Below are 24,839 nucleotides of genomic sequence, written 5' to 3'. Positions count from 1 at the left end.
GGATCCTCAGGAAATCGCCATTTTCTGGAAATCGACCAACTGCCCGATCCCCTTCTTGGCAAGGGCCAGCAGCTGGGCGAATTCCTCTTCTGAGAAGGGCGTGCCCTCCGCCGTGCCCTGGATCTCGACGATGCCGCCGGAGCCGGTCATCACGAAATTCGCATCGGTGTCGGCGTCGGAATCTTCAAGATAATCGAGGTCGAGCACCGGCTTGCCGCCGTAGATGCCGCAGGAAATCGCGGCGATATGGTCCTTCAGCACCGGCGCGGAGACCATCTCGCGCGCCCGCATCCACTCGATGCAATCCTTCAGCGCCACCCAGGCGCCGGTGATCGCGGCCGTGCGCGTGCCGCCATCGGCCTGGAGAACGTCGCAATCGACCGAGATCTGGCGTTCGCCGAGCGACGGCAGATCGACGACCGCGCGCAGCGAGCGACCGATCAGGCGCTGAATTTCCTGGGTGCGGCCGGACTGCTTGCCGGCGGAGGCCTCGCGGCGCATGCGGTCGCCGGTGGCGCGCGGCAGCATGCCGTATTCGGCCGTGACCCACCCGCGGTTCTGCCCGCGCAGCCACGGCGGAATGCGCTCCTCGAGGCTTGCGGTGCACAGGACATGGGTGTCGCCGAACTTGACGAGGCACGAGCCTTCCGCGTGTTTCGAGACGCCGCGCTCCAGTGTGACGGCGCGCAACTCGTCTGCTGCACGTTTGGATGGCCGCATGTGGATCCCTTTCCTGCCGGTTCTGGCGGCGCGTCGCTTGCGCCCGCCGTGTGTTGGCCGCACTTCTAATGCAAACGGAGCCGCGAGAAAACGCTTCTCTGCCTATGGTCGCGCGCGCCGACGCGCCGGAGCGCGCCGCTTCCGGGTCGAGGTGCCCGAAAAATGCAAGACAGGACCTCTCTATCGCGCAAAGACGCGTTATATTCCGGGGAAGGTCGAATGGCCTGTCAGCCGTTGCGATCTGGAAAACGAGGAATGCAAACGTGACATTGGGTGTTCCCTCCGTCAGCCTGAGCGAGCTGGACCAGCGCTCGCGCGAGATTTTCCGGGCGATTGTCGAGAGCTACCTGGACACGGGCGAGCCCGTTGGCTCGCGCAATCTCTCCCGTCACCCGTCGATCCGCCTGTCTCCGGCCTCCATCCGCAATATCATGTCGGATCTGGAGCATGCCGGATTGCTCTATGCGCCGCATACCTCCGCCGGACGCCTGCCGACCGAGGGCGGCTTGCGTTTCTTTGTCGATGCGCTGCTGGAGGTCGGCGATCTCACCCGCGAGGAGCGCTCGCAGATCGAGATCCAGGTGAAGGCCGCCCAGAGCGAACGCACCTCGGAACAATTGCTGACGGAAGCCAGCCAGATGCTGTCCGGCCTGTCGCGCGGTGCCGGTGTGGTCTTCACCCACAAGGCCGATGCGCGCCTGCGCCATGTCGAATTCGTCCGCATCGAGCCGCTGAAGGCGCTGGTGGTTCTGGTGGCCGACGACGGCTCGGTTGAAAATCGCATCGTCGACCTGCCGCCCGGCCTGCCGCAATCGGCGCTGATCGAGGCGTCGAATTATCTCACCAACCTGATTCGGGGCCGCACGCTGGCGGAGGCCCGCGTCGAGCTTGAGGCGCAGCGCGACCGGCATCAGGCGGAACTCGACGAACTCACCGCCAAACTCGTCGAACTCGGCATCGCGACGCGGGCGGGAACCGGGGGCGAGGTTGGTTCGCTCATCGTGCGCGGCCGCTCCAACCTTTTGTCGGATCTGGAGGCGGAACAGGACCTTGAGCGCATCCGCCTGCTGTTCGACGATCTGGAAAACAAGCGCGACCTGATCCAGCTATTGACCGCTGCCGAGGGCGGCGACGGGGTGCGCATCTTCATCGGGTCGGAGAACAAGCTGTTTTCCCTCTCGGGATCCTCCATCGTCGTCTCGCCGTTCCGGGACCAGGACGAACGGATCATCGGCGTTCTCGGCGTGATCGGCCCGACCCGGCTGAACTACGCGCGCATCATTCCGATGGTCGATTACACCGCCCGTCTGGTCGGACGCCTGCTGCGCTGATATGCCGTGACAAGGTGGCATGCCGCCGGGCGTGCGTCCCGCCGCAGCGCCCTGTCGCGGCCGCTGGCCTCACGAATTTCAAGAACGAGCCTGACATGAGCCTGAGCCCTGCCGAACTCGAACGCTACGCCCGTCATATCGTCCTTCAGGACGTGGGCGGTCCGGGACAGCAGAAACTGAAAGCTGCCCGCGTGCTGGTCATCGGCGCGGGCGGTCTCGGCTCGCCCGTGCTTCAGTATCTCGCCGCCGCCGGCGTCGGAACGCTCGGGGTCGTCGACAATGACACCGTCTCGCTGTCCAACCTGCAGCGTCAGGTCATCCATGACACCGACCAGCTTGGCGAACCCAAGGTCGCCAGCGCCGCGGAGGCGATCTCGCGGCTCAATCCGCACGTCAAGGTCGAGCCCCATGCGGAACGGCTCGCGCCGCACAATGCGCTGACGCTGATTTCGCGCTATGATCTCGTGGTCGACGGGTCGGACAATTTTGCCACCCGCTATCTGGTTTCGGATGCCTGTTTCTTCGCCAAAAAGCCGTTGGTGACGGGAGCGGTCGGACGTCTCGACGGGTCGCTGACATTGCTGAAACCTCACGAGACCGCTGCCGACGGCACGCCGAATCCGACCTATCGCTGCATCTTCCCTGACCGTCCCGCCGAGGGCATCGTGCCGACCTGCGCGGAAGCCGGCGTTCTGGGCGCGCTCACCGGCATGATCGGAACCATGCAGGCGATGGAGGCGATCAAGGAGATCGCCGGCTTTGGCGAGGGGCTGGTCGGGCGGCTGCTTCTGGTCGATGCGCGCGACATGCGCTTCGAGACGATCCGCTACCGCTGGTCGGCGAAAAATCCGCTGAACGGCGAAGCACCGCTTCGCTATGACGATCTGGCGGGGCGCGGGTGATGCGCTGGTTTCGCGCGACCGACCCCCTTCCGGATGCGCTGGACCTGACACTTGATGCCCGGCGCCTGACGGTCCGGCTGGTGCGCAATCCGCGCGCCAAACGCTACATCCTCCGGGTTCCCGCCAGCGGCGGCGACCCGGTGCTGACGGTGCCGGCACGCGGCACGCTGGAGACGGCGCGGGCCTTTGCCGAGCGGCAGCGCGGCTGGCTTGCGGGTCAGCTTGAAAAGCGCGCGGACATCACGCCCTTTGCCGACGGATCGAGCCTCCCCTTCCGCGGTGTCGAGCATGTCATCGAGGCCGCCGACGGGCTGCGCGGACTGGTGCGGGTACGCGACGGTGAAAGCGGGCCGGTTCTCAGCGTTCCCGGCGGGCCCGACCATCTGCCGCGCCGGCTGCGCGACTGGCTGAAGCGGGAGGCGCGGCGGGATCTGGAGACGGCGGTCGCGCTGCATGCGACAACGCTCGGCCGCCAGCCGTCCGGGATCACCCTTCGCGACACCCGCAGCCGCTGGGGCTCCTGCAGCGCCACCGGGCAGCTGTCGTTTTGCTGGCGTCTCGTGCTTGCGCCGCCCGCGATCCTGGATTACGTCGCAGCGCATGAGGTTGCCCATCTCGCCGAGATGAACCACGGACCGGCCTTCTGGCGCCTGTGCCGGGATCTCGCCCCGCAGACGGACGAGGCCCGCGCCTGGTTGCGGCAGGAGGGGGGCTCCCTGCATCTTTACGGCTGACCGCCGCCCGCCATTTCCTTTCGCGGCCGATTCCGGCCGCTCTCGCCGAATGCCTCAGGGATGTTTCGCATGCTCAAGCCGGACACGTGGTTGCTGACGATCCTGCTTGCCTGCCTGACGGCGCTCGGACCGCTGTCGACCGACATGTATCTCCCGGCCCTGCCCGGCATCATGCGCGACCTGGGAACCGTCAATGCCTCCGTCCAGCTGACGCTGTCGATGTTTCTGGTCGGCTTCGCCGTTGGACAGATCTTCTACGGTCCGCTCGCCGACCGGCTCGGACGCAAGCCCGTCCTGCTCACGGGTCTTGCCATCTATGCCGTGGCGAGCCTCGCCTGCACGCTGGCGCCGACGGTGGAGATCCTGATTGTCGCACGGTTCCTGCAGGCCTTCGGCGCGGCAGGTCCCGTGGTTCTGGCACGCGCCGTGGTGCGCGATCTCTATGAGGGGCCGCGTGCCGGCCAGGAACTCGCCCGCATGGGCTCGATCATGGGCCTTGCCCCGGCGATCGCGCCGTTCTTCGGCGGTCTGATCGCAAGTGCCGGCGGCTGGCGGTTCGTCTTTCTGGTCTCGCTCGTCTTCGCCGTGGTGGTGATGCTTGCCATCGCGCGCGGACTTCCGGAAACCCTGAAGCAGCCCGAAACCGAGCGGTTCTCGCCGGCCGCGCTGTTGCGCGGCTTTGCCTCGTTGCTGCGCCACGGGCTGTTTCGTGCCTATCTGATCATCGTCACGCTGACCTATTCCGGCCTCTTCGCCTTCATTTCGGGATCGTCCTTCGTGCTGCAGGACGGCTATGGATTGACGCCGTCGGTCTACGGCATCGCCTTCGGCATCTGCGCGGGCGCCTATGTCTGCGGAACCGTGATCGGCCAGAAGGTCGCGCCGCGCCACGGCGTGGAGCGAACGATTGCGCTTGGCGTCGGTTGTCTGGCGGTTGGCGGAGCGGCGATGCTGATCGCGCTTGGCCTCGCGCCCTCGGCCGCCTCTGTCGTCGCCCCGATGATGATCTATATGGCCGGCGTCGGCCTCGCGCTGCCGCAATCCCAGGCGGCGGCACTGATGCCCTTTCCGGAGCGTGCCGGCACGGCCTCTTCGCTCATGGGTATCGGGCAGATGGCAACGGCCGCTGTGATCGGCATCGGCGTCAGTGCCTCGCTCGACGGCTCGGGCCTGGCGCTGGCCGCGATCATCGCCGTCCATGGCTTTCTCGCGGCCCTTGTCTTCTTCACGACCCGCGGCGCACGCCGCGCGCTGTAAGGGATCGGCTGCGGTGGGCTTTCCTAGCCGCCGAAGATCCGGTTGAGCAGGTCGAGCGGCCCGCCGCCCTGTGCGTCATCTCGCATCGGCGGCAGGCGTCGGTCGGGATCGCCCTCGGCCGGAGCGACCGGCACGGGCGCGTTCGGGTTGCGCGCCGGCTGTGCCACCGTCAGGGGACGGTCGGACACGCCCGGCAGGCCCGCGACCGCAAGTCCCTGATGACCGGCCGTCATCACCTCTTTCCAGATTTTTGCCGGCAGCGAGCCACCGGTTGCCCGTTTCGTCGGCGAATTGTTGTCATTGCCGAGCCAGACGGCGGTGGTGAAGGTTCCCGTGTAGCCGATGAACCATCCGTCGCGGAAATCCTGGCTGGTGCCGGTCTTTCCGCCGGCCGGTCGACCCTCAAGCTGCGCCGCGCGCCCCGTTCCGGTCAGCAGCGTTTCCGCCATCATCATGTTCATGTCCGACAAGGTGCTGTGGTCGATGACGCGACCCGCGCCATCGCCCTGTCGGGCATAGAGCAGCTTGCCGTCGGAGGTGCGGATCGAGCGGATGACATGCGGGACGATGGCATAGCCGCCGTTGGAAAACGGCACATAGGCGGCGGCGATTTCCAGCGGCGTGACCTCCGACGTGCCGAGCGCGATGGAGAGGTTCGACTGCATCGGCGAGGTGATGCCGAGCTTGCGGGCGCTGCGGATGATCGCGCGCGGACCGACCTCGTCCGCCAGTTTGGCCGCGACCGTGTTGAGCGACAGCGACAGCGCCTCGGTGAGGCTGACCGGTCCGCGATAGGATTTCGAATAGTTCTTCGGCGCCCATTTGCCGATCCTGACCGGCTCGTCGACCCGCATGGTGTTCGGGGTCAGCCCGCGTTCGAGCGCGGCGAGATAGACGAAGGGCTTGAAGGCGGAGCCCGGCTGGCGATGGGCGTTGACCGCGCGGTTGAACTGGCTGCGGGCATAGTCGCGCCCGCCCACCAGCGCCTTGACGGCCCCGGAGCGGTCGAGCGTGACGATGGCGCCCTGTTCGACGCCGCGCTTCGTTCCCTCGTCGGCAAGCGTCCGGCGAAGCGCGTCTTCCGCCACGATCTGAAGTCCGAGGTCGATGGTGGTGTCGACGATGATGTCCTGCTCGATGCCGCCGACGTAGCTCGGCAGGAGCTCCATCACCCAGTCCGCGACATAGTTTTCGCTCGCCGACGTGTGATGGGTAACGACGCGCATCGGCGCGGCGATGGCGTCGGTTGCCTCACGCTCGGTGAGATAACCTTCCTCCGCCATGGCCGCGAGCACGGTCGCCGCGCGTGCCGCCGCAAGGTCGGGATTGCGTGTCGGGGCATAGCGCGAAGGCGCCTTCAGAAGACCGGCGAGTGTTGCCGCCTCGGCGACGTTGAGCATGCGCGCGGACTTGTCGAAATAGCGCCGCGCGGCGGCATCAACGCCATAGGCGCCGGCCCCGAGATAGACCCGGTTCAGATACATCTCCAGGATTTCTTCCTTGGAGTGATTGGCCTCCAGCCAGAGCGCGAGAACGGCCTCCTGAACCTTGCGTTTCAGCGTGCGATCCGGCTCCAGGAAGAGGTTCTTGGCAAGCTGCTGGGTCAGCGTCGAGCCGCCCTGGACCAGCCGCCCGGTCGTGACATTGGTGACCATCGCACGGGCGAGGCCGATGGGGTCGAGGCCGAAGTGCGAATGGAAGCGTCGGTCCTCGATGGCGATCACCGCCTGCGGCAGATAGGGCGGGAGCTGCTCAAGCCGCACGGCCTCGCCGCCGGTGTCGCCGCGGTTGGCCACCAGCGTTCCGTCGGCCGCGACGATGCGCACGTTCGGCGGGCGCTGCGGCACCTTCCATTCGGAGGTCGGCGGCAGATAGGCGGCGTAATAGCCGAGCACGCCGATGCCGGCGATGCCGCCCCAGATGCACAGCACGACGCTCCAATAGGCGACGCGGCGCAGGAAACCGCCCAGGCCGCCCCGCCGCGCGCGTGCCGATCGCGTGCGCTTGCGCGCGCTGCCCGTCTTGCGGCGCGAACCGCCGCCGGATCCGCCGCTCTGTCCGGATCCGCGCTTGGCGGATGCGGGGCGCGCCGGCTTCTTGCCGACGGCGCCCGGCCGGTCCGCCTTGGTCAGGCGCATGTCGAGCGTGCCACCGGTGCGGTCGGAGGCGTGCATGTCGAGGCGCGGCTCTTGCCGGCTTCTGCGTGACGATCCTCGAGCCATGGGTCCGATCTGGTTGATGCGGGGCAGACTGTCCCTTGTGAATGTCTGCGGATCTGAAGTCTAAATGCGGCAATTTAAGGGGGTGTTAAGCGTGTCGGCCCGACGCGCCCGCTTGGCCCGGTGGCGGCGGCCTTTACACTGGCCGGTGAAGCCCCTACCCCTTGATCTGGACACTCAGGAGGAGATCGCGCGCATGGCAAAGGGATATTGGATCGGCCGGGTCGATGTGACCGACATGGACGCCTACAAGGATTATGTCGCCGCCAACGCCGAGGCGTTCCGGGCCTATGGCGCGCGGTTTCTGGTGCGCGGCGGCGCGTTCGAATGTGTCGAGGGCGCGGCCCGCGCGCGTAATGTGGTGATCGAGTTCGACAGCTACGATCGGGCGCTTGCCTGCTATCGCAGCGACGCCTATGCCCATGCCAAGAGCCTGCGGGAAAAAGCCTCCGTATCCGACCTGATCGTCATCGAGGGCTACGACGGTCCCCAGCCTTGAGCGAGACGGGCGCCTTCGTCATTCGCGCCGTGGAGCGCGAGGAAGTCGACCGGGTTCATGCGTTGTGGCAGGCAGCTGGCGACCGCGATGCCTGGATGCCTGCGTCCGACGGCGCCGATCTGCTCGCCGAACTCGATGTGCTGGCGCCGGAGGGGCGGGTCTGGGCCGCGTTCCAGAGCCGTCGGCCGGTGGCCTTCGCCGCCGCCGGCGAACTGGATGGCGCGCTATGGCTCTCAGCTCTCGGGGTGGATCGGTCGCTTCGCGGCCGCGGCGTCGCAAGATCGCTGCTGGCCGCCGCCATCGGATATGGTCAATGGGCCTATTATCCGGCGCTTCTCACCCTTGCGCCGAGCGGACAGGCGGATTTCCTGGAAAGATTCGGCTTCCTGCGCCTCGACGGCGACCGGCTGGAGGGCGGCTTGCGCGCTCTCTCCGATGCCCGGGGGCTGTCGGCCTGGGCGCGCAGGCTTTGAACCCGTGAGCTAGCTTGCGTAGCGCTGTGCGTCGGCGCCGTAGTGATTGACATAGCGGCTGTTGAGCGCCGCGACCGGCATGACGATCAGCACATCGGTTGTCCCGAACTGGCGGTCGACCACCGCGCCGTCGCCGATATAGGCGCCAAGCCGCAGATAGCCCTTGATCAGCGGCGGCAGGTCGCGAAGGGCCTGGCGGTCGTTGATCTCGGCTTTCGCCATCCGGTTCATGTCGACGTAGCGGTGGTCGACGGCCCGGACCTGCCAGTCCTGCGGCGGCCGGGCATTGTGGTGCAGGAAGGCCAGTTGCTCGGCGATTCCGTCTGGCTCGGTTCCCGCGATCGAAGCGCAGCCGACCATGACGTCGATCCTGTGCATGAGGACATAGGCCCAGATCCCGTGCCAGAGCAGTTCGACCGTGCGTTTCGTCCGGTAGGGCTTGAGCACGCAGGAGCGCCCGAGCTCGAGAAAGCGCAGGCCCGGGTGCCGGTCGACCAGCGCCTGGATGTCGAATTCGTCGGCCGTATAGAAACCGCCCTTGCGCGCGGCGACCTCCTGCCGAAGCAGGCGGTAGGTGCCGACGATCCGCGGCTTCTTGCGCCCGAACGGGGCGTTTCGCTCGACCGCGTCATGATCGAGCACCAGCAGATGATCGCAGATCCCGTCGTAGGCGTCGATATCGCGGCGTGTGGCCTGGGTCTCGGCATCGGCGATTGCCGACATTTCCTCGTAGAACACATGGTAGCGCAGCATCTGGGCCTTGCGGATTTCGCGCGTGCTGCGCGCCAGCCGGACTTCCAGAGATCCGATGCGGCCGAGGCTCGTTGTCGCGCGCTCGACGGTGACCGCGGACGGGCGCGGCAGCCAGGCCGGCTTGAGCGCGGCGGCCGGCATGAATTTCCGCACGAGGCTGCGCGGAGACAGGAGACCCGATCGCTGCATGGACATGGCGTTTTTCCCCGACTTGCCACCGGCAGGCGCGCAATCTGCGCCGGACATACGTTTGTCGCGTTCGCGTCTGCCTGTCTCCTGAAAAGGGATCGAGAGTCACGAGACGCGCCGCCCGGAAGGCCGCTTTCACGGCTTCGTCGTAGACCATACTTTCCCGACACTTGCGTGACAATGTGACATCAAGGCGGCCCTTGCCCACAGGGACTGCCGGATCGCCGCAATCAGCCGGCGCCCGCGCCCACGCCGCGCAGATGGCCCGCCAGCAACTCGGGGTCGATCGGCTTCGTCAGCACCGCGTCCGCGCCCGCGGCGAGCGCCGCTTCCTCGGCTTCCGGCGTGACGTCCGCGGTGACGGCGAGGACCGGGACGCGCGCGCGCCGCGCCTGGCGTTCCAGCTCCCGGAACCGGCGGATCGCGGTCAGGCCGTCGACGCCCGGCATGTGAAGATCCATCAGGAGCATGTCGAAGCCGGTGTTGCAGCGCACCGCGTCGAGGGCTTCCGCACCGTCGCTGACCACCACGGGCTCGTGTCCGAGCTTGCGCACCAGCGCTTCCGTGAGCATGCGGTTGATGTCGTTGTCGTCGGCAACCAGAAGCCGCAGCGGCCGCGTCGGGGCGCTTTTTTCCGGGTCCGGCCGGTCCTCGGAACGGTCGTCGCGAAGAAGGTCCCACGCGGCCTGCGTGTCGCCGCGCGCCAGAACCGCGCGGGCCACCTGAACCAGGGAGGCGGAGCGGATCGGTCGGATGAGATAGGCGCCGAAGCCGGCCGCCCGCAAACGCGGAAGGCGCTCGCGCTCCGCCGGTGTGATCAGGACGATGGCCGGCGCGGCAACGCCTGCCGCCCGCGCGCCGGCAAGCCAGGCCCCAGCGTCGGCGACGGCGAGCGGGTCGAGGAGAATGAGGTCGCAGGCGGCAAGCGCCTCGTCGCTGGCCTCGTCGCCGGCCGGGATCAGTTGCGCCCTTGCCCCTTCCGCCTGGAGCCGGCGTGCGATCAGGGGGCCTTCCACCCGGCTGCGGGTCACCAGAACGATGGTTTTTCCGGCAAGGTCGACCCCGGCGTCCGGTTGGATCGGCCGTGTGTCGGGGGATGTCGGCGGCGCCGGCACAAGCGGCAGGGTGACGCGGAAACAGGCGCCGGAGCCTTCCGCGGCCGTTGCGGTGATCTCGCCGCCCATCAGCCGCGCCAGCCGGCGCGAGATGGACAGGCCAAGACCGGCGCCGTCGAAGCGGCGCGCCGGTCCGTGGTCGATCTGCTCGAATTCCTCGAACAGCCGCTCGGCTTCGCCGGCGGCAAAGCCGATACCGGTGTCGCGGACGCTGATCGCCAGCCGGGGTGCGCCATCGCCGGACGGGTCGGGTTCGCTTTCCAGCGCGATCTCGACGCCGCCCTCTTCTGTGAACTTCAGGCCGTTTCCGGCAAGGTTGAACAGGATCTGCCTGAGGCGCACGGCGTCGACGACAAGTCTGTCGGGCAGTTCCGGGGCGACGAAACAGGCGATTTCCAGCCCCTTGGTCTGTGCGCGGGGACTGAGCAGTTCCACGACGCTTTCCGCCAGCAGCGCGATATCGGTCGGGGCAGGTGCCAGATCGAGGCGGCCGGCCTCGATCTTCGACATGTCGAGCACCTCGCTGATCAGGAGCAGCAGGATCTCGCCGGAACTGCGCACCGCCTCGACGTAGCTGCGTTGCTCGGCGGTCAGCCGCGTGTCCCGCAGCAGTCCGGCCATGCCGAGAATGCCGTTCAGCGGCGTGCGGATCTCGTGACTCACGGTTGCCAGGAAACGGCTCTTGGAGGCGCTTGCGGTTTCCGCCTGGTTGCGGGCAGCGACCAGCGCGTCCTCGATCTGGCGCCGGTCGGTGACGTCGCGCAGGATCGTCTGGATCAGCGGCTCGCCGCTGCGCCCGTCGCGCACGGCGACGTCCCGGCGAGCGAACCAGCGCGGCCCGCTCGCGGTTTCGATGCGAATATCGGGATATCCGGCGGGGCCCTCGTCGGCGGCGGGCGCATGAAGGGCGTCGATCCGCCCGTCGGGAAACAGTTTCAGCGCCGCGTCATTGGCGTAGACGACATCGCCGCCCTCGCGCCAGCGGGTCACCACATCTCCCAGCGTGTCGAGCACGTCGCGATGCCGGGCGTCGCTTTCCTTCAGGTGCCAGATCTCATCGCGAAGCGCTTCGGTTTCTGCCGACAGCGCGGTGACCCGTGCCGAAACGTCGCTTGCCCGGGACCGGGCCCGCGCCTGCACCAGGGCAACGGCGGCGAGGCCCATGCCGGTCATGACGAGAAAGGTTCCGGCGACAGCCTGGCGTGCGGCTTCCGGCACGACCCAGAGGACCGCCAACGCGCCGGCGAGAAACCCGGCGGTTGCGACCGCGAATGTGATTGCGCGCCGCAGGGCGCCACTTGTCGGTGCGGTCGCGTCACGGCTGCCGGGGCTGTCATCGCCGGTGCGGGCCTCATGGGTCCCGACGGACTGCCGGTGCCGCCTGGACGAGGCCTTGCGGTTGAGCGATTGCGGGGACACGAAACTCTACTCCCGATGGCGCGCGGCGCGATTGAGGGATGAGTCTCGTCTGCAGAGATTGAGAAAGCGTTTCGCCGGGTGGGCGGCGGGGCCGGCCGCGCCTTAAGCTGCCTGCCGGTCGAGTGCCGCGCCACGGTAGCTGAGCGCTTCCGCCAGGTGCATCCGGCTGACGGTTTCCTCGCCGTCGAGATCGGCGAGCGTGCGTGCCACCTTCAGCACCCGGTGATAGCCGCGCGCCGACAGGCGCAGCGTTTCGGCGGCGCCCTGCAGCAGGTCCAGGCCGGCCCGGTCGGGTCTGGCGACCTCCTCGATCAGGCGCGGTCCGGCCTGGGCGTTGGTGCGGGCGGTGGAGCCGAGCGCCATGTAGCGCGCGCTCTGGATCTGGCGGGCCGCGAGCACGCGGGCGGCCACGGCGGCGGAGCTTTCGGCGGTGTCCGGACGAATCAGGTCGACGGCGGAGAGCGCCGGAACGTCGATGCGCAGGTCGAGGCGGTCCAGCAGCGGTCCGGAGATCCGCCCCTGATACTCGCTGGCGCAGCGCGCGCCGCGCTTGCACACATGTCCGGGTTCCCCGGCATGGCCGCAGCGGCAGGGGTTCATCGCCGCGATCAGCTGCACGCGCGAGGGGTAGGTCGTGCGGTGATTGGCCCGCACGATCACGCTTTCGCCGCTCTCCAGCGGCTGGCGCAATCCATCCAGCACCTGTGGCTGGAATTCCGGGAGTTCATCCAGGAAGAGCACACCATTGTGGGCAAGCGAGACCTCGCCGGGCCTTGCCCGCAGTCCGCCGCCGACAAGGGCGGCCATCGAGGCCGAATGATGCGGCGCCCGGTAGGGCCTGCGCTCCGACAGCCGCCCGTCGGAAAGCTCCCCGGCGATGGAGGCGATCATCGATACCTCCAGCAGCTCGCGCGGCGACAGCGGCGGCAGGATCGAGGGCAGTCGGCTTGCCAGCATGGATTTGCCGGCGCCGGGCGGCCCGATCATCAGCAGGTTGTGCCCGCCGGCCGCCGCGATCTCCAGCGCGCGCTTCGCGGTTTCCTGCCCCCTGACCTCCGACAGATCGGGCAGGGCGGCGGGATCCGCCCTCAGCTTCGGCGTCGGGCGCGAGAGCATCTGCGTGCCCTTGAAGTGATTGGCCAGCTGAATCAGCGAGGCCGGTGCGAGGATATCCATCGCCTCGTCGGCCCAGGCGGCTTCCGGTCCGCAAGGGGCGGGGCAGATCAGGCCCTTGTCCGCCGTATTGGCGGCGATGGCCGCCGGCAGAACCCCGGCGACGGGGGAAATCGAACCGTCCAGCGCCAGCTCGCCGAGCACCATGTAGCCGTCGAGATCGGCGGCAGGGACAGCCCCCATCGCCGCCATCAGGGCAAGGGCAATCGGCAGGTCGAAGTGGGAGCCTTCCTTGGGAAGGTCAGCGGGAGCCAGATTGACGGTGACGCGTTTGGCCGGAAGCGCCAGGCCTGAGGCGAGCAGCGCCGAGCGCACCCGCTCGCGGCTTTCGCCCACGGCCTTGTCGGGAAGTCCGACGATGGTGAAGGCGACCTGTCCCGGGCCGATCTGAACCTGGACGTCTACCGGCTTGGCCTCGATGCCCTGAAACGCCACCGTCGCGACGCGTGACACCATCTTACAACCCCTCCAGCCGCGCCTCGGTCACTTGCAATTTGGAAAAATTGCAACCTAGCGCAACCGGAGAGGGTGCACAACCGCACGTCTGTGCGGCCCGCCGCCGGTCAGATCAGCCGCGCGCCGTGCGTTTGGCTTCCACGCTGTCCCACAGGATTGCTGCGACATCCGGGCCGCCGAGCTTTGCGACCGCGCGGATGCCGGTCGGGGCGGTCACGTTGATCTCGGTCAGGTTTCCGTCGATGACATCGATCCCGACCAGGATCAGCCCCTTTTCGCGCAGGGCCGGTCCGAGCCGCGCGCAGATCTCGCGTTCGCGCTCCGTCAGGTCGGCCTCGCGCGCGGCACCGCCGCGCACCATGTTGGAGCGCAGGTCGCCGGCTTGCGGCACCCGGTTCACGGCGCCGGCAAATTCGCCGTCGACCAGCAGGATGCGCTTGTCGCCCTTGTCGACATTGGGCAGGAACCGCTGGATCACCCAGGGTTCGCGGAAGGTCGCGGCGAAGAAATCGTAGAGCGAGCCGTAGTTAAGGTCGTCCTGGGTGATGCGGAAGACCGCCGCGCCGCCGTGGCCGAACAGCGGCTTCATGACGATGTCCTTGTGTTCGGCGCGGAAAGCGTCAATCGCGGCCCGGTCGCGCGTGATCAGCGTCGGCGGCATGAGATCGGCGAATTCGGTGACGAAGAGCTTTTCCGGGGCGTTGCGCACCGAGGCCGGATCGTTGACCACAAGGGTCTTCGGATGGATCTTTTCCAGCATGTGCGTTGCCGCGACATAGGCCATGTCGAAGGGCGGGTCCTGGCGCATCAGGACGACATCCATCTCGAGAAGGTCCGTGACGCTGGCCTCGCCCAGCTCGAAGTGGCGCCCCGCCTCGTCGCGCACCTTGACCGGTTCGAGCGCGGCGGTGACCCGGTCGCCGGTCATCGCCAGCCTGTCCGGCGTGTAGTGATAGAGCGTGTGACCGCGCGCCTGTGCCTCCAGCATCAGCGCGAAGGCGCTGTCGCCGGCGATGTTGATCGAGGAGATATGGTCCATCTGGACCGCGATCTTGAGCGGTGTCGTCGAGGGCATGGGGAACTCCGGCGCCGGAAGCGGCAAGGGAAAGAGGGTTGCCCCAGCATATGCGGGCACGGGGGGGCTTTGTCCAGACGCGCGCGCCCGGACGAAGCGTCATCGCTCCGCAGCGGTGAAGGCGTCGGCGATGTGGATCGGCCAGCGGCGCGGCACAACAAGCACCGCGTCGAACCGCAGCGTGGCCGCATCCGTGTCCTCGCGCCCGGCCTGCCAGACGCGTGCGGCGGCCGCGATCCGCCGTTGCCCCTGTGCGGTGATGGCCGCCAGCGCCGCCTCGCGGGTGGCGCGGGCCTTGACCTCGATGAAGGCGATGGTGTCGCCCTTGCGGGCAATGATGTCGATCTCGCCGTTGCCCGCCTTGTAGCGGCGCGCCAGAAGCTTCCAGCCCTTCAGGCGCAGCGCGACGGCAGCCAGCGTTTCGGCGCGCAGGCCCCACAGATAGGCGGAGCGGCGTTTGCGGCTGGCAGAGGGCTGGGGTGCGCCGGCCATTGCATCTTGCTCCGCCTAGAGGCTCGGCTGGAAGGTCGCGGCGAGGATGACGGCGAAGAGCGTCACCAGAAACCCGCCGACGGCCAGTTTCCAGGCGTCCTTGCGCCGTTTCAGGCCGGGCCAGCCAAGCGGCTTGATCACCTGGATCGTCGCCACCAGCGCAAAAAACACCATGATGATCTTGGTCATTCATCCCCCCGGCGCGTGGCCGTCATTGCGCTTTCAGTTCCATCGCCCGCTTGTAGAGCGTTTTGCGGTCGACGCCGGTCATCTGCGCGACGTGTTTCGCAGCGGCCGCGGCCTTCATGTCCTTGAGCGCCTCGGTGAGGAGCGCATCGGCGTCTTCCGGATCGGCTTCGGTCTGATCGCCGGGCGGCGCGATGCAGACGACGATCTCGCCCTTGACGGCGGTATCCGCGTAGCGTTCGCAAAGCTCGGCGAGCGTGCCGCGCTCGAAGGTCTCGAAGCGTTTGGTGAGTTCGCGGGCGACGACAGCCTCGCGCTCGCCGCCGAGCACATCGGCCATGTCGGCGAGCGACGCGGCAAGGCGCCGCGGGCTTTCGAAGATCACCAGCGTCGCCGGCAGGCGGGCCAGTTCGCCGAGCCGCGTGCGGCGCTGGCCGCTTTTTTGCGGCAGGAAGCCGGAAAAGCACACGGTGTCGGACGGCAGGCCGGCGCCGACCAGCGCGGCGAGCGGCGCGCTTGCGCCCGGGATCGGAACGACGCGGTGCCCCGCCTCGACGACGTCGCGCACCAGACGGTAGCCCGGATCGGAGATCAGCGGCGTGCCGGCGTCGGACACAAGCGCGACGCTGCCGCCATTCTCGAGCGTTGCAAGCAGGCGCGGGCGCACGCGGGCCGCATTGTGCTCGTGATAGGCGGTGAGCGGCGTGCGCAGGCCGAAGCGCTGCATCAGCGTGGCGGTGACGCGCGTGTCCTCGCAGGCGACGAGATCGCAGGCGGCAAGCGTTTCCAGCGCCCGCACGGTGATGTCCCCGAGATTTCCGATCGGCGTCGAGACGATATAGAGCGCGGATGCGGGTCTCGGCGCCTGAAACGCCTGCCGGCCGATGTGAAAACCGCCCTCGCCGCGAGGCGTTTCAGAAGGCCGCGGATCGTCGTCGCCATCCGGCGGCGGGCTGGGTGCGTTGGAAGAAGCCATGATGGGATCGTTTTGACAGGAAACACCTGACACGCCAAGCTTCGCTTGAGAATTTGCAGCGGCGGGAACAGGCTGATAAGCATCTTTTCCCGCATGGTCGGTGCCGGCGGGTCTGGGACTGCGGATATCGGGGAGATCTGGCGCAGTGTTTCGTATCATTCGCGACGTCGAACACGGGGCGCGCAAGGCCGCGCTGGGTGCGGCGCTGGCCGCGGCGACCCTGCTCGCAAGCTGCACGGGATCGGGGCTGGGCGACTATCCGGGCTATCCCTCGACGCCCGGCGGACAGCCGGTGCCAAGCGGCCAGACCATCGGCACCGGGTCCGTGCGGGTCGGCATGCTGCTGCCGATGAGCGGCGGCGGCAGCGCGACCTCGATCGCGACCGTGTTCCGCAACACCGCCGAATTCGCGCTTCAGGACTTTCAGGGCGCGGACATCCAGATCCTGATCAAGGACACCGGCGGCACGGCGCAGGGCGGACAACAGGCCGCGCAGGCGGCTATCTCCGAAGGCGCGGAGCTGATCATCGGGCCGGTGTTCGCGCCGGCCGTCGGCGGCGCGGCCTCCGTGGCACGGTCTTCCGGCGTTCCGGTGGTTGCCTTTTCCAGCGACGAATCCGTTGCCTCGCGTGGCGTCTATCTGCTGAGCTTCCTGCCGCGCAGCGACGTCACCCGCGTGGTTTCCTATGCAGCCCGCCAGGGCAAGCGCTCCTTCGCCGCGCTTTTGCCGGACGACACCTATGGCGCGGTGGTGGAAGCCGCGTTCCGCCAGGACGTCGGGCGCGCCGGCGCGCGTATCGTCTCCATCGAGCGCTACAAGGTGCAGGGCAACGACACGACGGATATCGCGGCCAAGGCAGCGAGCATTGCGGCAAACGCCAGCCAGATCGACGCCGTCTTCGTTCCCGCCGGCAATGTTGCGCCCTTCGTCGCGCAGGCGCTGTCGTCGGGTGGGGTCAATCTCGCCTCGACCAGACTGCTCGGCAGCGGCCAGTGGGACACGCCGCAGGTGCTCAATGCGCCGCCGCTGACCGGCGCCTGGTATCCGGGGCCCGACGGCACCGGCTTCCAGGCTTTCGCCGAGCGCTACCAGAGTGCCTACGGCAGCCGTCCGCCGCGCAATGCCTCGCTCGCCTATGACGCAACGATCCTCGCAGCCGGTCTCGTGCGGTCCGCAGGCGCGGCGCGCTTCTCCGAGCGGGTGCTGACCAACCGCGACGGCTTCCTCGGCATCGACGGCGTGTTCCGCTTCGACCGGCAGGGAACCAACGAACGCGGACTGGCGATCTACGAGGTCACCGGGTCCGGATCGCGCATCATCGCGCCCGCGCCGCGCTCCTTCGGCGCCGGCGGCTGAGGCGCGCTGGGCGTCATTCCTTCCGATCGCGGCATGTCGCCGCCGATATCGATCCCGGAGACCCTCTGGTGAGCCTTGAAGACAGCCGTATTCTCCTGATCATTGGCGGCGGGATCGCGGCCTACAAGAGCCTCGACCTGATCCGGCGCCTGCGCGAACGCGGCGCCCGGGTGCGGGCGGTGATGACCGAGGGTGCGCGCCAGTTCATCACCCCGATGTCCGTCGGCGCGCTGACCGGCGACACGGTGTTTTGCGATCTCTTCGACCGGGACGACGAACATGACGTTGGCCACATCCGTCTGTCGCGCGAGGCCGATCTGGTGATCGTCGCGCCGGCTACGGCCGACCTGATGGCCAAGATGGCGACGGGCCTTGCCGGCGATCTGGCGACGGCGGTTCTTCTGGCCTGCAACAAGCCGGTGCTTCTCGCGCCGGCCATGAATCCGGCGATGTGGGCCCATCCGGCGACCCGCCGCAACAGCGAGACGCTGGCGGCCGACGGCATTCATTTCGTCGGGCCGGGCGTTGGCGAAATGGCGGAGCGCGGCGAGGCTGGCGTCGGGCGCATGTCCGAACCGCTGGAAATCGTGGCGGCGGCGGAGCGCGTGCTGCGTGGCGAGGCGGGCCACCCTCCCGCACAAGGGCCGCTTTCTGGCCGGCACGTGCTGATCACCTCCGGGCCGACCCATGAGCCGATCGACCCCGTGCGCTACATCGCCAATCGCTCGTCCGGCAAGCAGGGGCATGCCATCGCTGCCGAAATGGTGCGCGCGGGGGCCCGGGTCACGCTGGTGAGCGGACCGGTGACGCTTGCCGATCCGCCGGGCGTCGACGTCGTTCGCGTCGAAACAGCCCGCGAGATGCTGGCGGCCGTGGATGCGGCGCTGCCGGCCGATGTCGGCGTGATGGCGGCGGCGGTCGCCGACTGGCGCGCGGCCACCGCAAGCAGCGGCAAGATCAAGAAGGACGGCAGCGGCGGAGTTCCGCCGCTGGAGCTTGCCGAAAACCCGGATATTCTCGCAAGCGTCGGTCACCATCAGACCCTGCGCCCGCGCCTGGTCGTCGGCTTTGCCGCCGAAACCAGCGATGTGGTGGAAAACGCCCGCGCCAAACTGGCGCGCAAGGGGGCCGATCTGATCGTCGCCAACGACGTCTCTCCCGAGCGTGGCGTGATGGGTGGCGATGCCAACACCGTCTACCTGGTCGCTCCGGAAGGGGTGACGGACTGGCCGACGCTTCCCAAGGAAGAGGTCGCGCGGCGTCTCGTCGCCGAAATCGCGCGTCGGCTCTCGTCTCTTTCGCGAGGATCGGCATGACACTGTCTCTTCGGCTGCGCCGTCTGCCGCACGGGAAGGACCTGCCGCTCCCCGCCTATCAGAGCGCGGCGGCGGCCGGCATGGACCTGCTGGCTGCGAATGACGACCCGCTGGTGCTGCAGCCAGGGGCCCGTGCGCTTGTGCCGACGGGGATCGCCATTGCGTTGCCCGAGGGCACGGAGGCGCAGGTGCGGCCCCGCTCCGGGCTGGCGGCGAAGCACGGCGTGACCGTGCTGAACACGCCGGGAACCATCGACGCGGATTATCGCGGCGAGATCAAGGTGATCCTGATCAACCTCGGCGACGCGCCCTTTACCGTCGAGCGCGGCAGCCGCATCGCGCAGATGGTGGTGGCGCCGGTTGCGCGGGCGGAGCTTGTCGAGGTCGCCGATCTCGACGACACGGCCCGCGGTGCCGGCGGGTTCGGCTCGACGGGTCCACGCTGACACCGGTGCCCCCGAGCTGCGGTGCCTGCGGGCGGTGGTCGGGCAAATCATTGCCTTGCATGCCGGCCTTATCGAAATCACATTCGGCGAAGAGGCGTTTCGGGAAAATTGCATTCCTCGCCTCGTCCTGGACGAATGCCTAAGTTCGTCGACATGAACGAAGCGCCGCGCCCCGTGCGCCGCGAAAAATCTGGGAGCCTGACATGAGCGAACGCACTCCCGGCCGTGGCCGGATCTATGCCTCGATCACCGAGACCATCGGCGATACGCCGCTCGTGCGGCTGGACCGGCTGGCGGAAGACGCGGGCGTCAAGGCCGAGATCCTGGGCAAGCTCGAGTTCTTCAACCCGATCTCCAGCGTCAAGGACCGCATCGGCGTCGCCATGATCGAGGCGCTGGAAGCGCGCGGCACCATCGCGCCGGGCAAGACGACGCTGGTCGAGCCGACGTCGGGCAACACCGGCATCGCGCTTGCCTTCGTCGCCGCCGCCAAGGGCTACCGCCTGATCCTGGTGATGCCGGAGACCATGTCCATCGAGCGCCGCAAGATGCTGAAGCTGCTCGGCGCGGAACTGGAGTTGACCGAAGGCCCGAAGGGCATGAAGGGCGCCATCGCCCGCGCCGAGGAACTCGTCTCTGAAATCGACGGCGCGGTGATGCCGCAGCAGTTCGACAATCCGGCCAACCCCGAGATCCACCGCAAGACGACGGCCGAGGAAATCTGGAACGACACCGGCGGCAAGATCGACGCCTTCGTGTCCGGCATCGGCACCGGTGGCACGATCACCGGCGTGAGTGAAGTCCTCAAGGCGCGCAAGCCCGACCTGCATGTCGTCGCCGTCGAGCCGACCGACAGCCCGATCCTGTCCGGCGGCACGCCCGGGCCGCACAAGATCCAGGGCATTGGTGCCGGCTTCGTGCCGAGTGTTCTCAATACCGAAGTTTATGACGAGGTGGTTCAGATCAGCAATGACGAAGCCTTCGAGATGGCGCGCAAGGCCGCGCGGATCGAGGGGCTGCCGGTCGGGATCTCCTCCGGTGCGGCTCTTGCTGCCGCCCTCAAGCTGGGCGCGCGCGGCGAAATGGCCGGCAAGCGCATCGTGGTGATCATTCCGTCCTTCGCCGAGCGCTATCTGTCGACGGCGCTGTTCGACGGGCTTGAGTGACGGCCGAAACCAGCGCCGGCCTTATCGGGTGCAGGACTGAACAACCAGCGCAATCAAACGGCGGGGCCTCGGGTCCCGCCGTTTTCGTATCCCGGTGCGGGTCGAGGCGGATGTCAGCGGACAACCACGGCCGTTCCCGTTGCGCTGACCATCAGCATCGAGCCGTTCTGCCCGACCGTTTCATAGTCCAGGTCGACGCCGATCACGGCGTTGGCGCCGAGGCTTGCGGCGCGCGCCTGCATTTCGTCCATCGCGATCTGGCGGGCGCGCTGCAGCTCTTCCTCATAGGCGCCGGATCGACCGCCGACGATGTCGCGGATACCGGCGAAGAGATCCTTGAAGATGTTGGCGCCGAGGATGGCTTCCCCGGTCACGATCCCCTTGTAGTCGGAGATCTCGTGTCCCTGCAGGGTGTTGGTGGTCGTCATCAGCATGTCGTCGGGTCCTTTCTCGGCCGGTGTGCGAGAAGGATGTGGCGGGTCGGCGGCGGCAGATCAAGACGGCCGGGTTCGCCGGCGGGCGCGCTACGGCCGTGCCCCGATCAGCCGGTCGATGGGCGCGTAGTCGTCGGTCAGCACAGGCGGATCGAGCGTGGCGACAAGGCCATCCACGCGGTGCGGCGGGATGCGTCCGATAATCCGGCCCGGCACGTCCGGCGCGGTCGGGGCGAGCGTCATGCGACCGGTCGGCGATGGCGCGGAGCCGGCCATCAACACGAAGGTCGTTCGTCCGCCGGTGGAGAAATCCTCCACCTCGACCCAGACTTCCACGGCGGGAAACACCTGTTTCAGCGTGCGCACGCTGGCGGCCAGCGCCTTCAGGCTGTCGGTATGGTCGATCAGGTTCATCAGGTAGAAGCCGTCCGGCGCCAGACTGCCTGCGATTTCCTGGTAGAATTCGCGGGTGACGAGATGCGCCGGAACGGCGATATCGGTGAAGGCATCGCCGACGACGACCTGAAATCCGTCGAGACCCGCAAGCGCCACCCGTGCATCCGCATGGGTGATGGTGAAGCGCGATGTGTCGACGTCGAAGTCGGCCTTGGCGATGGCCGTCACCAGCGGGTCGATCTCGGCCACGACGAGACCGGGCCGCGCGCCATCCGCGCTCCAGGCGCGCGGCAACGTCAGCGCACCGCCGCCGATGAAGAAGGCGCGCTCCGGCGCTCCGCCCAGCCGGGCGCGGGCGATGGCGTCGATGGTCGCCGCATAGGGCATTTCAAGGCGCGTCGGCTCGCCCAGCACGTTCAGCCCGTGGCCGAGATGATCGAGCACCATCAGACGCGCCGGCGCGCCGACGTCGGCGCCGACATCGATGGAGCGGATGCAATAGTAGCGGCTTTCCACCGTACAGGCGCTCGCCGGCGTGAAGGGCGTCGCGGCAAGGGCTGCGAGGGCGAAAAGCGTGAGCGCCGTCGCTGCGGAGGCGATGTCGCGCCCCGCAGGCTCCGGTCTGGCGTGGCGACGCAGCATCGCCAGGCAGGCAAGGGCGAAGGCGGCATAGGCGCCCGCAACGACCACCAGCGTCCAGACCGTGCCGATCCACGAAATGAACAGATAGCCCGCCGACAGGGTTCCGGCGATGGCGCCGATGGCGCTGAGCGCATGCAGCGCGCCGAGCGCGCGTCCGCTGCGCGCCCGGTCCTCAATGGCAAGCCGCGCCAGGATCGGCGAGGGAATGCCGGCGGCGAAGCTCGGCAGGAAGAACAGCAGCGCGGTGAGGGCGACAATGCCGCCGATGGGTCCGGGGATTGCGCCGAGTACGGGGGCGGACACCAGCCGGATCAGCGGAAGTGCGGCGAGCGTCGTGAGCGCGCCCAATGCGCCCGATATGGCAAGCCACGCAAGAGCCGTGCGCTGGGGGCGGTCGGCGACCAGCCCGCCGATCCAGTGTCCGGCGGAAAAGCCGGCAAGCACCACGGCGATCACCGCGGTCCAGGTGTAGAGCGACATGCCGACATAGGGCGCCAGCATCCGCCCTGCGACGATTTCGACCACGAGGCCGGCGGCGGCGACAAGGAACTGTGCGGCCAGCAGGAACCACAGCGGCACGGTGTCGGACCGGGAAGCGGATTTCGCGGGTTGCGCGGAAGCGGGTTCAACTGCCATGGACCAAGCCTAGCCCGTCGCCGCCGGACCATCCAGCCTCATGCATGTCAGTCGGCCGGCGGGCCGATGCGGTCGGGATGCGCGGCGGCGAAGGCCTCGATCTGGTTGCAGGCCGCATCGATCTCGACCATGCGCGGCATGGCCGTCAGGTCGACGCCCCAGCGCCGGGCATTGTAGAGCTGCGGCACGAGGCAGAGGTCGGCCATCGTCGGCGCGTTGCCGTGGCAGAAGGTGCCGGCCTTGCCGTCGCTCAGCATCTGCTCGACGGCGGTCAGCCCTTTGGTGATGAAGGTCTGCATCCAGTCGATTTTTTCCGCATCTCCACCGCCCATCAGCTTCACCGCATGGGCGACGACATTGAGATTGCAGACCGGATGGATCTCCATCGCGATCGCGTGGCTGATCGCCCGTACGCGCTGCCGCTCAAACGCCGTGGCGGGCAGCAGGGCGCTCCCCTCCCGGGTTTCGTGCAGATATTCGATGATCGCGAGCGACTGCGTCAGGACGCTGCCGTCGATTTCCAGCGACGGCACCAGGCCTTGCGGGTTGCGGGCCCGGTTGTCCGCGTCCCGCTGCGCGCCCTTGAGCAGGTCGACGGCGACGGTGTCATGCGCGACGCCGAGGAGGTTCAGCGCGATCCGCACCCGGTAGCTTGCCGAGGAACGCCAGTAGTCGAAAAGCACGGGTCGGGTCACGGATTGTCCTCCTGTGGTGGCGAGGTCGCATGGCACCCGCCGAATGGTCCTTGCACAAAGCGTATCGCACGGGCATCTCACAAGGCCAAGGGGGCGCGGCAGCCTGCCGTCGAAAACCCGCCCGAAATCATGGGCTTGCGCAGGCCCGAACCGCCCGGAAATACTTGTACGACAAAAAATTTGACTATTTGGTCAAAATTCGGCTCCAATATCGACTGTGGACGCGTTTCCGCCCAACGAGAGACGCGCCGCGCGCAATCGCCTGGCCGGCGACCGAAGAACGCGAAATGCGTCGCACCGTCGGCTTCTTGAGGAGAACACTGCGCCGGAGGTCCCTTCGCGGCTCCGGCCTTCGCATAAGGTGCAGCCATGGCTGACGCACTCCCGGGGCCCGATATCCGCACGGGCCGCCTCTCGCCTGACGACTATCTTGAAAACTTCGACGATCTGCACCCGCCGCTCGGCACGCATGAGGCCAGCGTCGAGGCGGATCGCTGCTACTTCTGCTACGACGCGCCCTGCACGATCGCCTGCCCGACCTCGATCGATATCCCGAAGTTCATCCGCCAGATCTCGACGGGGAACCCCGTCGGCTCGGCCAAGACGATCTTCGCGGAAAACATCCTGGGCGGGATGTGCGCCCGCGTCTGTCCTACCGAAACGCTGTGCGAGGAAGCCTGCGTCCGCAATCTGGCGGAGGACAAGCCGGTCCAGATCGGCCTGTTACAGCGCTATGCGACCGACACCTATCTCGAGCGGCCCGACCGGCACCCCTACAGCCGCGCCGCGTCGACCGGCAAGACGGTCGCGATCGTCGGCGGCGGTCCGGCCGGGTTGAGCTGTGCCCATGCGCTTGCTTGCGAGGGGCATGACGTCACCATCTTCGACGCGCGCGAGAAGCTTGGCGGTCTCAACGAATACGGCATCGCCGCCTACAAGACGACCAACGACTTCGCGCAAACCGAAGTCGACTTCGTGCTTTCGATCGGTGGCATCGACGTCCAGTGCGGCAAGGCGCTGGGGCGCGACATCACGCTCGCCGGACTGCGCAAGGAGTTCGACGCGGTGTTTCTCGGCATGGGCCTTCCCGGCGTCAACGCGCTCAGAGCCGAAGGCGAGGACCTCAACGGGGTGATCGACGCGGTCGCCTATATCGCGGAGCTGCGCCAGGCAAAGGACCTTGCGAAGCTGCCGGTCGGCCGCAAGGTCGTGGTGATCGGCGGCGGCATGACCGCCATCGACATCGCCGTCCAGGCCAAGCGGCTGGGCGCGGAGGAAGTGACCATCGCCTACCGCCGTGACCGGGATGCGATGAAGGCGAGTGCCTACGAGCAGGAAGTGGCGCTGACCAACGGCGTCGTGATCCGCGAGTGGTTCCAGCCCAAACGACTTCTCGGCGAGGGCGGCCATGTCGCGGGCATCGAACTGGAACGCACCGCGCAGGATGCCTCCGGACGGCTTTCCGGCACCGGAGAGACAGTGACGCTTGAGGCCGATCAAGTCTTCAAGGCCATTGGCCAGACCTTCGTCCCCGATGCGCTCGGCGGAGCCGAGGCGCTGTCGCTCGACAGCGGCCGGATCAACGTCGACGACGACCGCCGCACCTCGGTGGCCGGGGTCTGGGCCGGCGGCGACTGCATCGCCGGGGGCGAGGACCTCACCGTTGCCGCCGTCGAGGATGGCAAGGTTGCCGCCCGTTCCATTCACGCCGCGTTGAGCGCTTGACCGACAAGCACCGCGTGCGTCACCCTCATAGTTCAACCGCGGTCGAAATCCCGTGGG

Annotated in this window: 23 protein-coding genes; 11 read left to right on the top strand and 12 right to left on the bottom strand. The window is 67.9% G+C overall.

From position 1 onward, the window contains the following. Positions 1-6 precede the first annotated feature (6 nt). A complete protein-coding gene (gene rph, locus LC092_RS09465) occupies positions 7-720 on the bottom strand; it encodes a ribonuclease PH (RefSeq protein WP_224806273.1) in 714 nt (237 codons plus the stop codon). 263 nt (positions 721-983) lie between these two features. On the opposite strand from rph, the gene hrcA reads away from it, so the two are divergent. The 4 genes from hrcA (at position 984) to LC092_RS09445 (ending at position 4,944) form a co-directional block, all read left to right on the top strand. Further along, on the top strand, positions 984-2,051 hold the full coding sequence (gene hrcA, locus LC092_RS09460; protein WP_224806272.1) for a heat-inducible transcriptional repressor HrcA: 1,068 nt from the start codon (positions 984-986) through the stop codon (positions 2,049-2,051). Positions 2,052-2,146: 95 nt separating this feature from the next. Then, positions 2,147-2,953: a molybdopterin-synthase adenylyltransferase MoeB gene (locus tag LC092_RS09455; protein WP_224806271.1), complete on the top strand. Its 807-nt coding sequence runs from the start codon at positions 2,147-2,149 to the stop codon at positions 2,951-2,953. Beyond that, complete coding sequence (locus LC092_RS09450) at positions 2,953-3,687, top strand: M48 family metallopeptidase (protein ID WP_224806270.1); 735 nt, start codon at positions 2,953-2,955, stop codon at positions 3,685-3,687. Before LC092_RS09455 ends, LC092_RS09450 begins: the two co-directional genes overlap by 1 nt. Before the next feature lie 69 nt (positions 3,688-3,756). Beyond that, entirely contained in the window at positions 3,757-4,944 is a 1,188-nt protein-coding gene (locus LC092_RS09445) for a multidrug effflux MFS transporter (RefSeq protein ID WP_224806269.1), read from the top strand. A gap of 23 nt (positions 4,945-4,967) precedes the next feature. Here LC092_RS09445 and LC092_RS09440 read toward each other — a convergent pair whose 3' ends face one another. Further along, a complete protein-coding gene (locus LC092_RS09440) occupies positions 4,968-7,166 on the bottom strand; it encodes a transglycosylase domain-containing protein (protein WP_412103550.1) in 2,199 nt (732 codons plus the stop codon). A gap of 193 nt (positions 7,167-7,359) precedes the next feature. Here LC092_RS09440 and LC092_RS09435 point away from each other — a divergent pair, with 193 nt between their 5' ends. Together LC092_RS09435 and LC092_RS09430 are read left to right on the top strand one after the other, a co-directional pair. After that, a complete protein-coding gene (locus LC092_RS09435) occupies positions 7,360-7,662 on the top strand; it encodes a DUF1330 domain-containing protein (RefSeq protein WP_224806267.1) in 303 nt (100 codons plus the stop codon). Next, positions 7,659-8,135 (top strand): GNAT family N-acetyltransferase, encoded by a 477-nt coding sequence (locus LC092_RS09430; protein ID WP_224806266.1) that lies wholly within the window; start codon positions 7,659-7,661, stop codon positions 8,133-8,135. Before LC092_RS09435 ends, LC092_RS09430 begins: the two co-directional genes overlap by 4 nt. 9 nt (positions 8,136-8,144) lie before the next feature. Here LC092_RS09430 and LC092_RS09425 read toward each other — a convergent pair whose 3' ends face one another. The 7 genes from LC092_RS09425 to rsmI form a co-directional block, all read right to left on the bottom strand. Then, a complete protein-coding gene (locus tag LC092_RS09425) occupies positions 8,145-9,083 on the bottom strand; it encodes a GNAT family N-acetyltransferase (RefSeq protein ID WP_224806265.1) in 939 nt (312 codons plus the stop codon). 224 nt (positions 9,084-9,307) lie between these two features. Beyond that, on the bottom strand, positions 9,308-11,611 hold the full coding sequence (locus tag LC092_RS09420; protein ID WP_224806264.1) for an ATP-binding protein: 2,304 nt from the start codon (positions 11,609-11,611) through the stop codon (positions 9,308-9,310). Between the two features lie 102 nt (positions 11,612-11,713). Then, positions 11,714-13,240 (bottom strand): YifB family Mg chelatase-like AAA ATPase, encoded by a 1,527-nt coding sequence (locus tag LC092_RS09415; protein WP_224806263.1) that lies wholly within the window; start codon positions 13,238-13,240, stop codon positions 11,714-11,716. A 112-nt stretch (positions 13,241-13,352) separates the two neighbouring features. Beyond that, a complete protein-coding gene (gshB, locus tag LC092_RS09410) occupies positions 13,353-14,315 on the bottom strand; it encodes a glutathione synthase (RefSeq protein WP_224806262.1) in 963 nt (320 codons plus the stop codon). A 99-nt stretch (positions 14,316-14,414) separates the two neighbouring features. Next, positions 14,415-14,807 carry a YraN family protein gene (locus LC092_RS09405; protein ID WP_224806261.1) on the bottom strand — a complete coding sequence of 131 codons (393 nt, stop codon included), beginning with the start codon at positions 14,805-14,807 and terminating at the stop codon, positions 14,415-14,417. Positions 14,808-14,822: 15 nt separating this feature from the next. Continuing rightward, positions 14,823-14,996, bottom strand: a complete 174-nt coding sequence (locus LC092_RS09400; protein WP_224806260.1) for a hypothetical protein — start codon at positions 14,994-14,996, stop codon at positions 14,823-14,825. 22 nt (positions 14,997-15,018) lie between these two features. Then, positions 15,019-15,969, bottom strand: coding sequence for a 16S rRNA (cytidine(1402)-2'-O)-methyltransferase (gene rsmI / locus LC092_RS09395; protein ID WP_224806259.1), 951 nt, complete (start codon positions 15,967-15,969; stop codon positions 15,019-15,021). Positions 15,970-16,114: 145 nt separating this feature from the next. Here rsmI and LC092_RS09390 point away from each other — a divergent pair, with 145 nt between their 5' ends. From LC092_RS09390 to cysK, 4 genes are all read left to right on the top strand, one after another. Beyond that, positions 16,115-17,326 carry a penicillin-binding protein activator gene (locus LC092_RS09390; RefSeq protein ID WP_318245916.1) on the top strand — a complete coding sequence of 404 codons (1,212 nt, stop codon included), beginning with the start codon at positions 16,115-16,117 and terminating at the stop codon, positions 17,324-17,326. Positions 17,327-17,394: 68 nt separating this feature from the next. After that, entirely contained in the window at positions 17,395-18,642 is a 1,248-nt protein-coding gene (gene coaBC, locus LC092_RS09385; RefSeq protein WP_224806258.1) for a bifunctional phosphopantothenoylcysteine decarboxylase/phosphopantothenate--cysteine ligase CoaBC, read from the top strand. After that, positions 18,639-19,088 carry a dUTP diphosphatase gene (dut, locus tag LC092_RS09380; protein ID WP_224806257.1) on the top strand — a complete coding sequence of 150 codons (450 nt, stop codon included), beginning with the start codon at positions 18,639-18,641 and terminating at the stop codon, positions 19,086-19,088. Before coaBC ends, dut begins: the two co-directional genes overlap by 4 nt. Before the next feature lie 203 nt (positions 19,089-19,291). Further along, positions 19,292-20,254 carry a cysteine synthase A gene (gene cysK / locus LC092_RS09375; RefSeq protein WP_224806256.1) on the top strand — a complete coding sequence of 321 codons (963 nt, stop codon included), beginning with the start codon at positions 19,292-19,294 and terminating at the stop codon, positions 20,252-20,254. A gap of 113 nt (positions 20,255-20,367) precedes the next feature. On the opposite strand, the gene LC092_RS09370 is transcribed toward cysK, so the two are convergent. The 3 genes from LC092_RS09370 to maiA form a co-directional block, all read right to left on the bottom strand. Further along, positions 20,368-20,688, bottom strand: a complete 321-nt coding sequence (locus LC092_RS09370) for a heavy metal-binding domain-containing protein (RefSeq protein WP_224806255.1) — start codon at positions 20,686-20,688, stop codon at positions 20,368-20,370. A 90-nt stretch (positions 20,689-20,778) separates the two neighbouring features. Continuing rightward, complete coding sequence (locus tag LC092_RS09365) at positions 20,779-22,362, bottom strand: fused MFS/spermidine synthase (protein ID WP_224806254.1); 1,584 nt, start codon at positions 22,360-22,362, stop codon at positions 20,779-20,781. A gap of 47 nt (positions 22,363-22,409) precedes the next feature. After that, positions 22,410-23,057 carry a maleylacetoacetate isomerase gene (gene maiA, locus LC092_RS09360; RefSeq protein WP_224806253.1) on the bottom strand — a complete coding sequence of 216 codons (648 nt, stop codon included), beginning with the start codon at positions 23,055-23,057 and terminating at the stop codon, positions 22,410-22,412. A gap of 369 nt (positions 23,058-23,426) precedes the next feature. Here maiA and LC092_RS09355 point away from each other — a divergent pair, with 369 nt between their 5' ends. Next, positions 23,427-24,782 (top strand): NAD(P)-dependent oxidoreductase, encoded by a 1,356-nt coding sequence (locus LC092_RS09355; RefSeq protein WP_224806252.1) that lies wholly within the window; start codon positions 23,427-23,429, stop codon positions 24,780-24,782. Positions 24,783-24,839: the final 57 nt, after the last annotated feature.

This window comes from Stappia stellulata (assembly GCF_020176715.1).
In the GTDB taxonomy this organism is placed as follows: domain Bacteria; phylum Pseudomonadota; class Alphaproteobacteria; order Rhizobiales; family Stappiaceae; genus Stappia.
This window is presented reverse-complemented; position numbering and strand designations above follow the sequence as displayed.

Excerpts from the sequence above, each read along its gene's own strand:
- rph (WP_224806273.1), bottom strand. The coding sequence starts at position 720 with ATGCGGCCATCCAAACGTGCAGCAGACGAGTTGCGCGCCGTCACACTG.
- LC092_RS09455 (WP_224806271.1), top strand. The coding sequence starts at position 2,147 with ATGAGCCTGAGCCCTGCCGAACTCGAACGCTACGCCCGTCATATCGTC.
- LC092_RS09450 (WP_224806270.1), top strand. The coding sequence starts at position 2,953 with ATGCGCTGGTTTCGCGCGACCGACCCCCTTCCGGATGCGCTGGACCTG.
- LC092_RS09445 (WP_224806269.1), top strand. The coding sequence starts at position 3,757 with ATGCTCAAGCCGGACACGTGGTTGCTGACGATCCTGCTTGCCTGCCTG.
- LC092_RS09440 (WP_412103550.1), bottom strand. The coding sequence starts at position 7,166 with ATGGCTCGAGGATCGTCACGCAGAAGCCGGCAAGAGCCGCGCCTCGAC.
- LC092_RS09435 (WP_224806267.1), top strand. The coding sequence starts at position 7,360 with ATGGCAAAGGGATATTGGATCGGCCGGGTCGATGTGACCGACATGGAC.
- LC092_RS09425 (WP_224806265.1), bottom strand. The coding sequence starts at position 9,083 with ATGTCCATGCAGCGATCGGGTCTCCTGTCTCCGCGCAGCCTCGTGCGG.
- LC092_RS09415 (WP_224806263.1), bottom strand. The coding sequence starts at position 13,240 with ATGGTGTCACGCGTCGCGACGGTGGCGTTTCAGGGCATCGAGGCCAAG.
- gshB (WP_224806262.1), bottom strand. The coding sequence starts at position 14,315 with ATGCCCTCGACGACACCGCTCAAGATCGCGGTCCAGATGGACCATATC.
- LC092_RS09405 (WP_224806261.1), bottom strand. The coding sequence starts at position 14,807 with ATGGCCGGCGCACCCCAGCCCTCTGCCAGCCGCAAACGCCGCTCCGCC.
- LC092_RS09400 (WP_224806260.1), bottom strand. The coding sequence starts at position 14,996 with ATGACCAAGATCATCATGGTGTTTTTTGCGCTGGTGGCGACGATCCAG.
- rsmI (WP_224806259.1), bottom strand. The coding sequence starts at position 15,969 with ATGGCTTCTTCCAACGCACCCAGCCCGCCGCCGGATGGCGACGACGAT.
- dut (WP_224806257.1), top strand. The coding sequence starts at position 18,639 with ATGACACTGTCTCTTCGGCTGCGCCGTCTGCCGCACGGGAAGGACCTG.
- cysK (WP_224806256.1), top strand. The coding sequence starts at position 19,292 with ATGAGCGAACGCACTCCCGGCCGTGGCCGGATCTATGCCTCGATCACC.
- LC092_RS09370 (WP_224806255.1), bottom strand. The coding sequence starts at position 20,688 with ATGCTGATGACGACCACCAACACCCTGCAGGGACACGAGATCTCCGAC.
- LC092_RS09365 (WP_224806254.1), bottom strand. The coding sequence starts at position 22,362 with ATGGCAGTTGAACCCGCTTCCGCGCAACCCGCGAAATCCGCTTCCCGG.
- LC092_RS09355 (WP_224806252.1), top strand. The coding sequence starts at position 23,427 with ATGGCTGACGCACTCCCGGGGCCCGATATCCGCACGGGCCGCCTCTCG.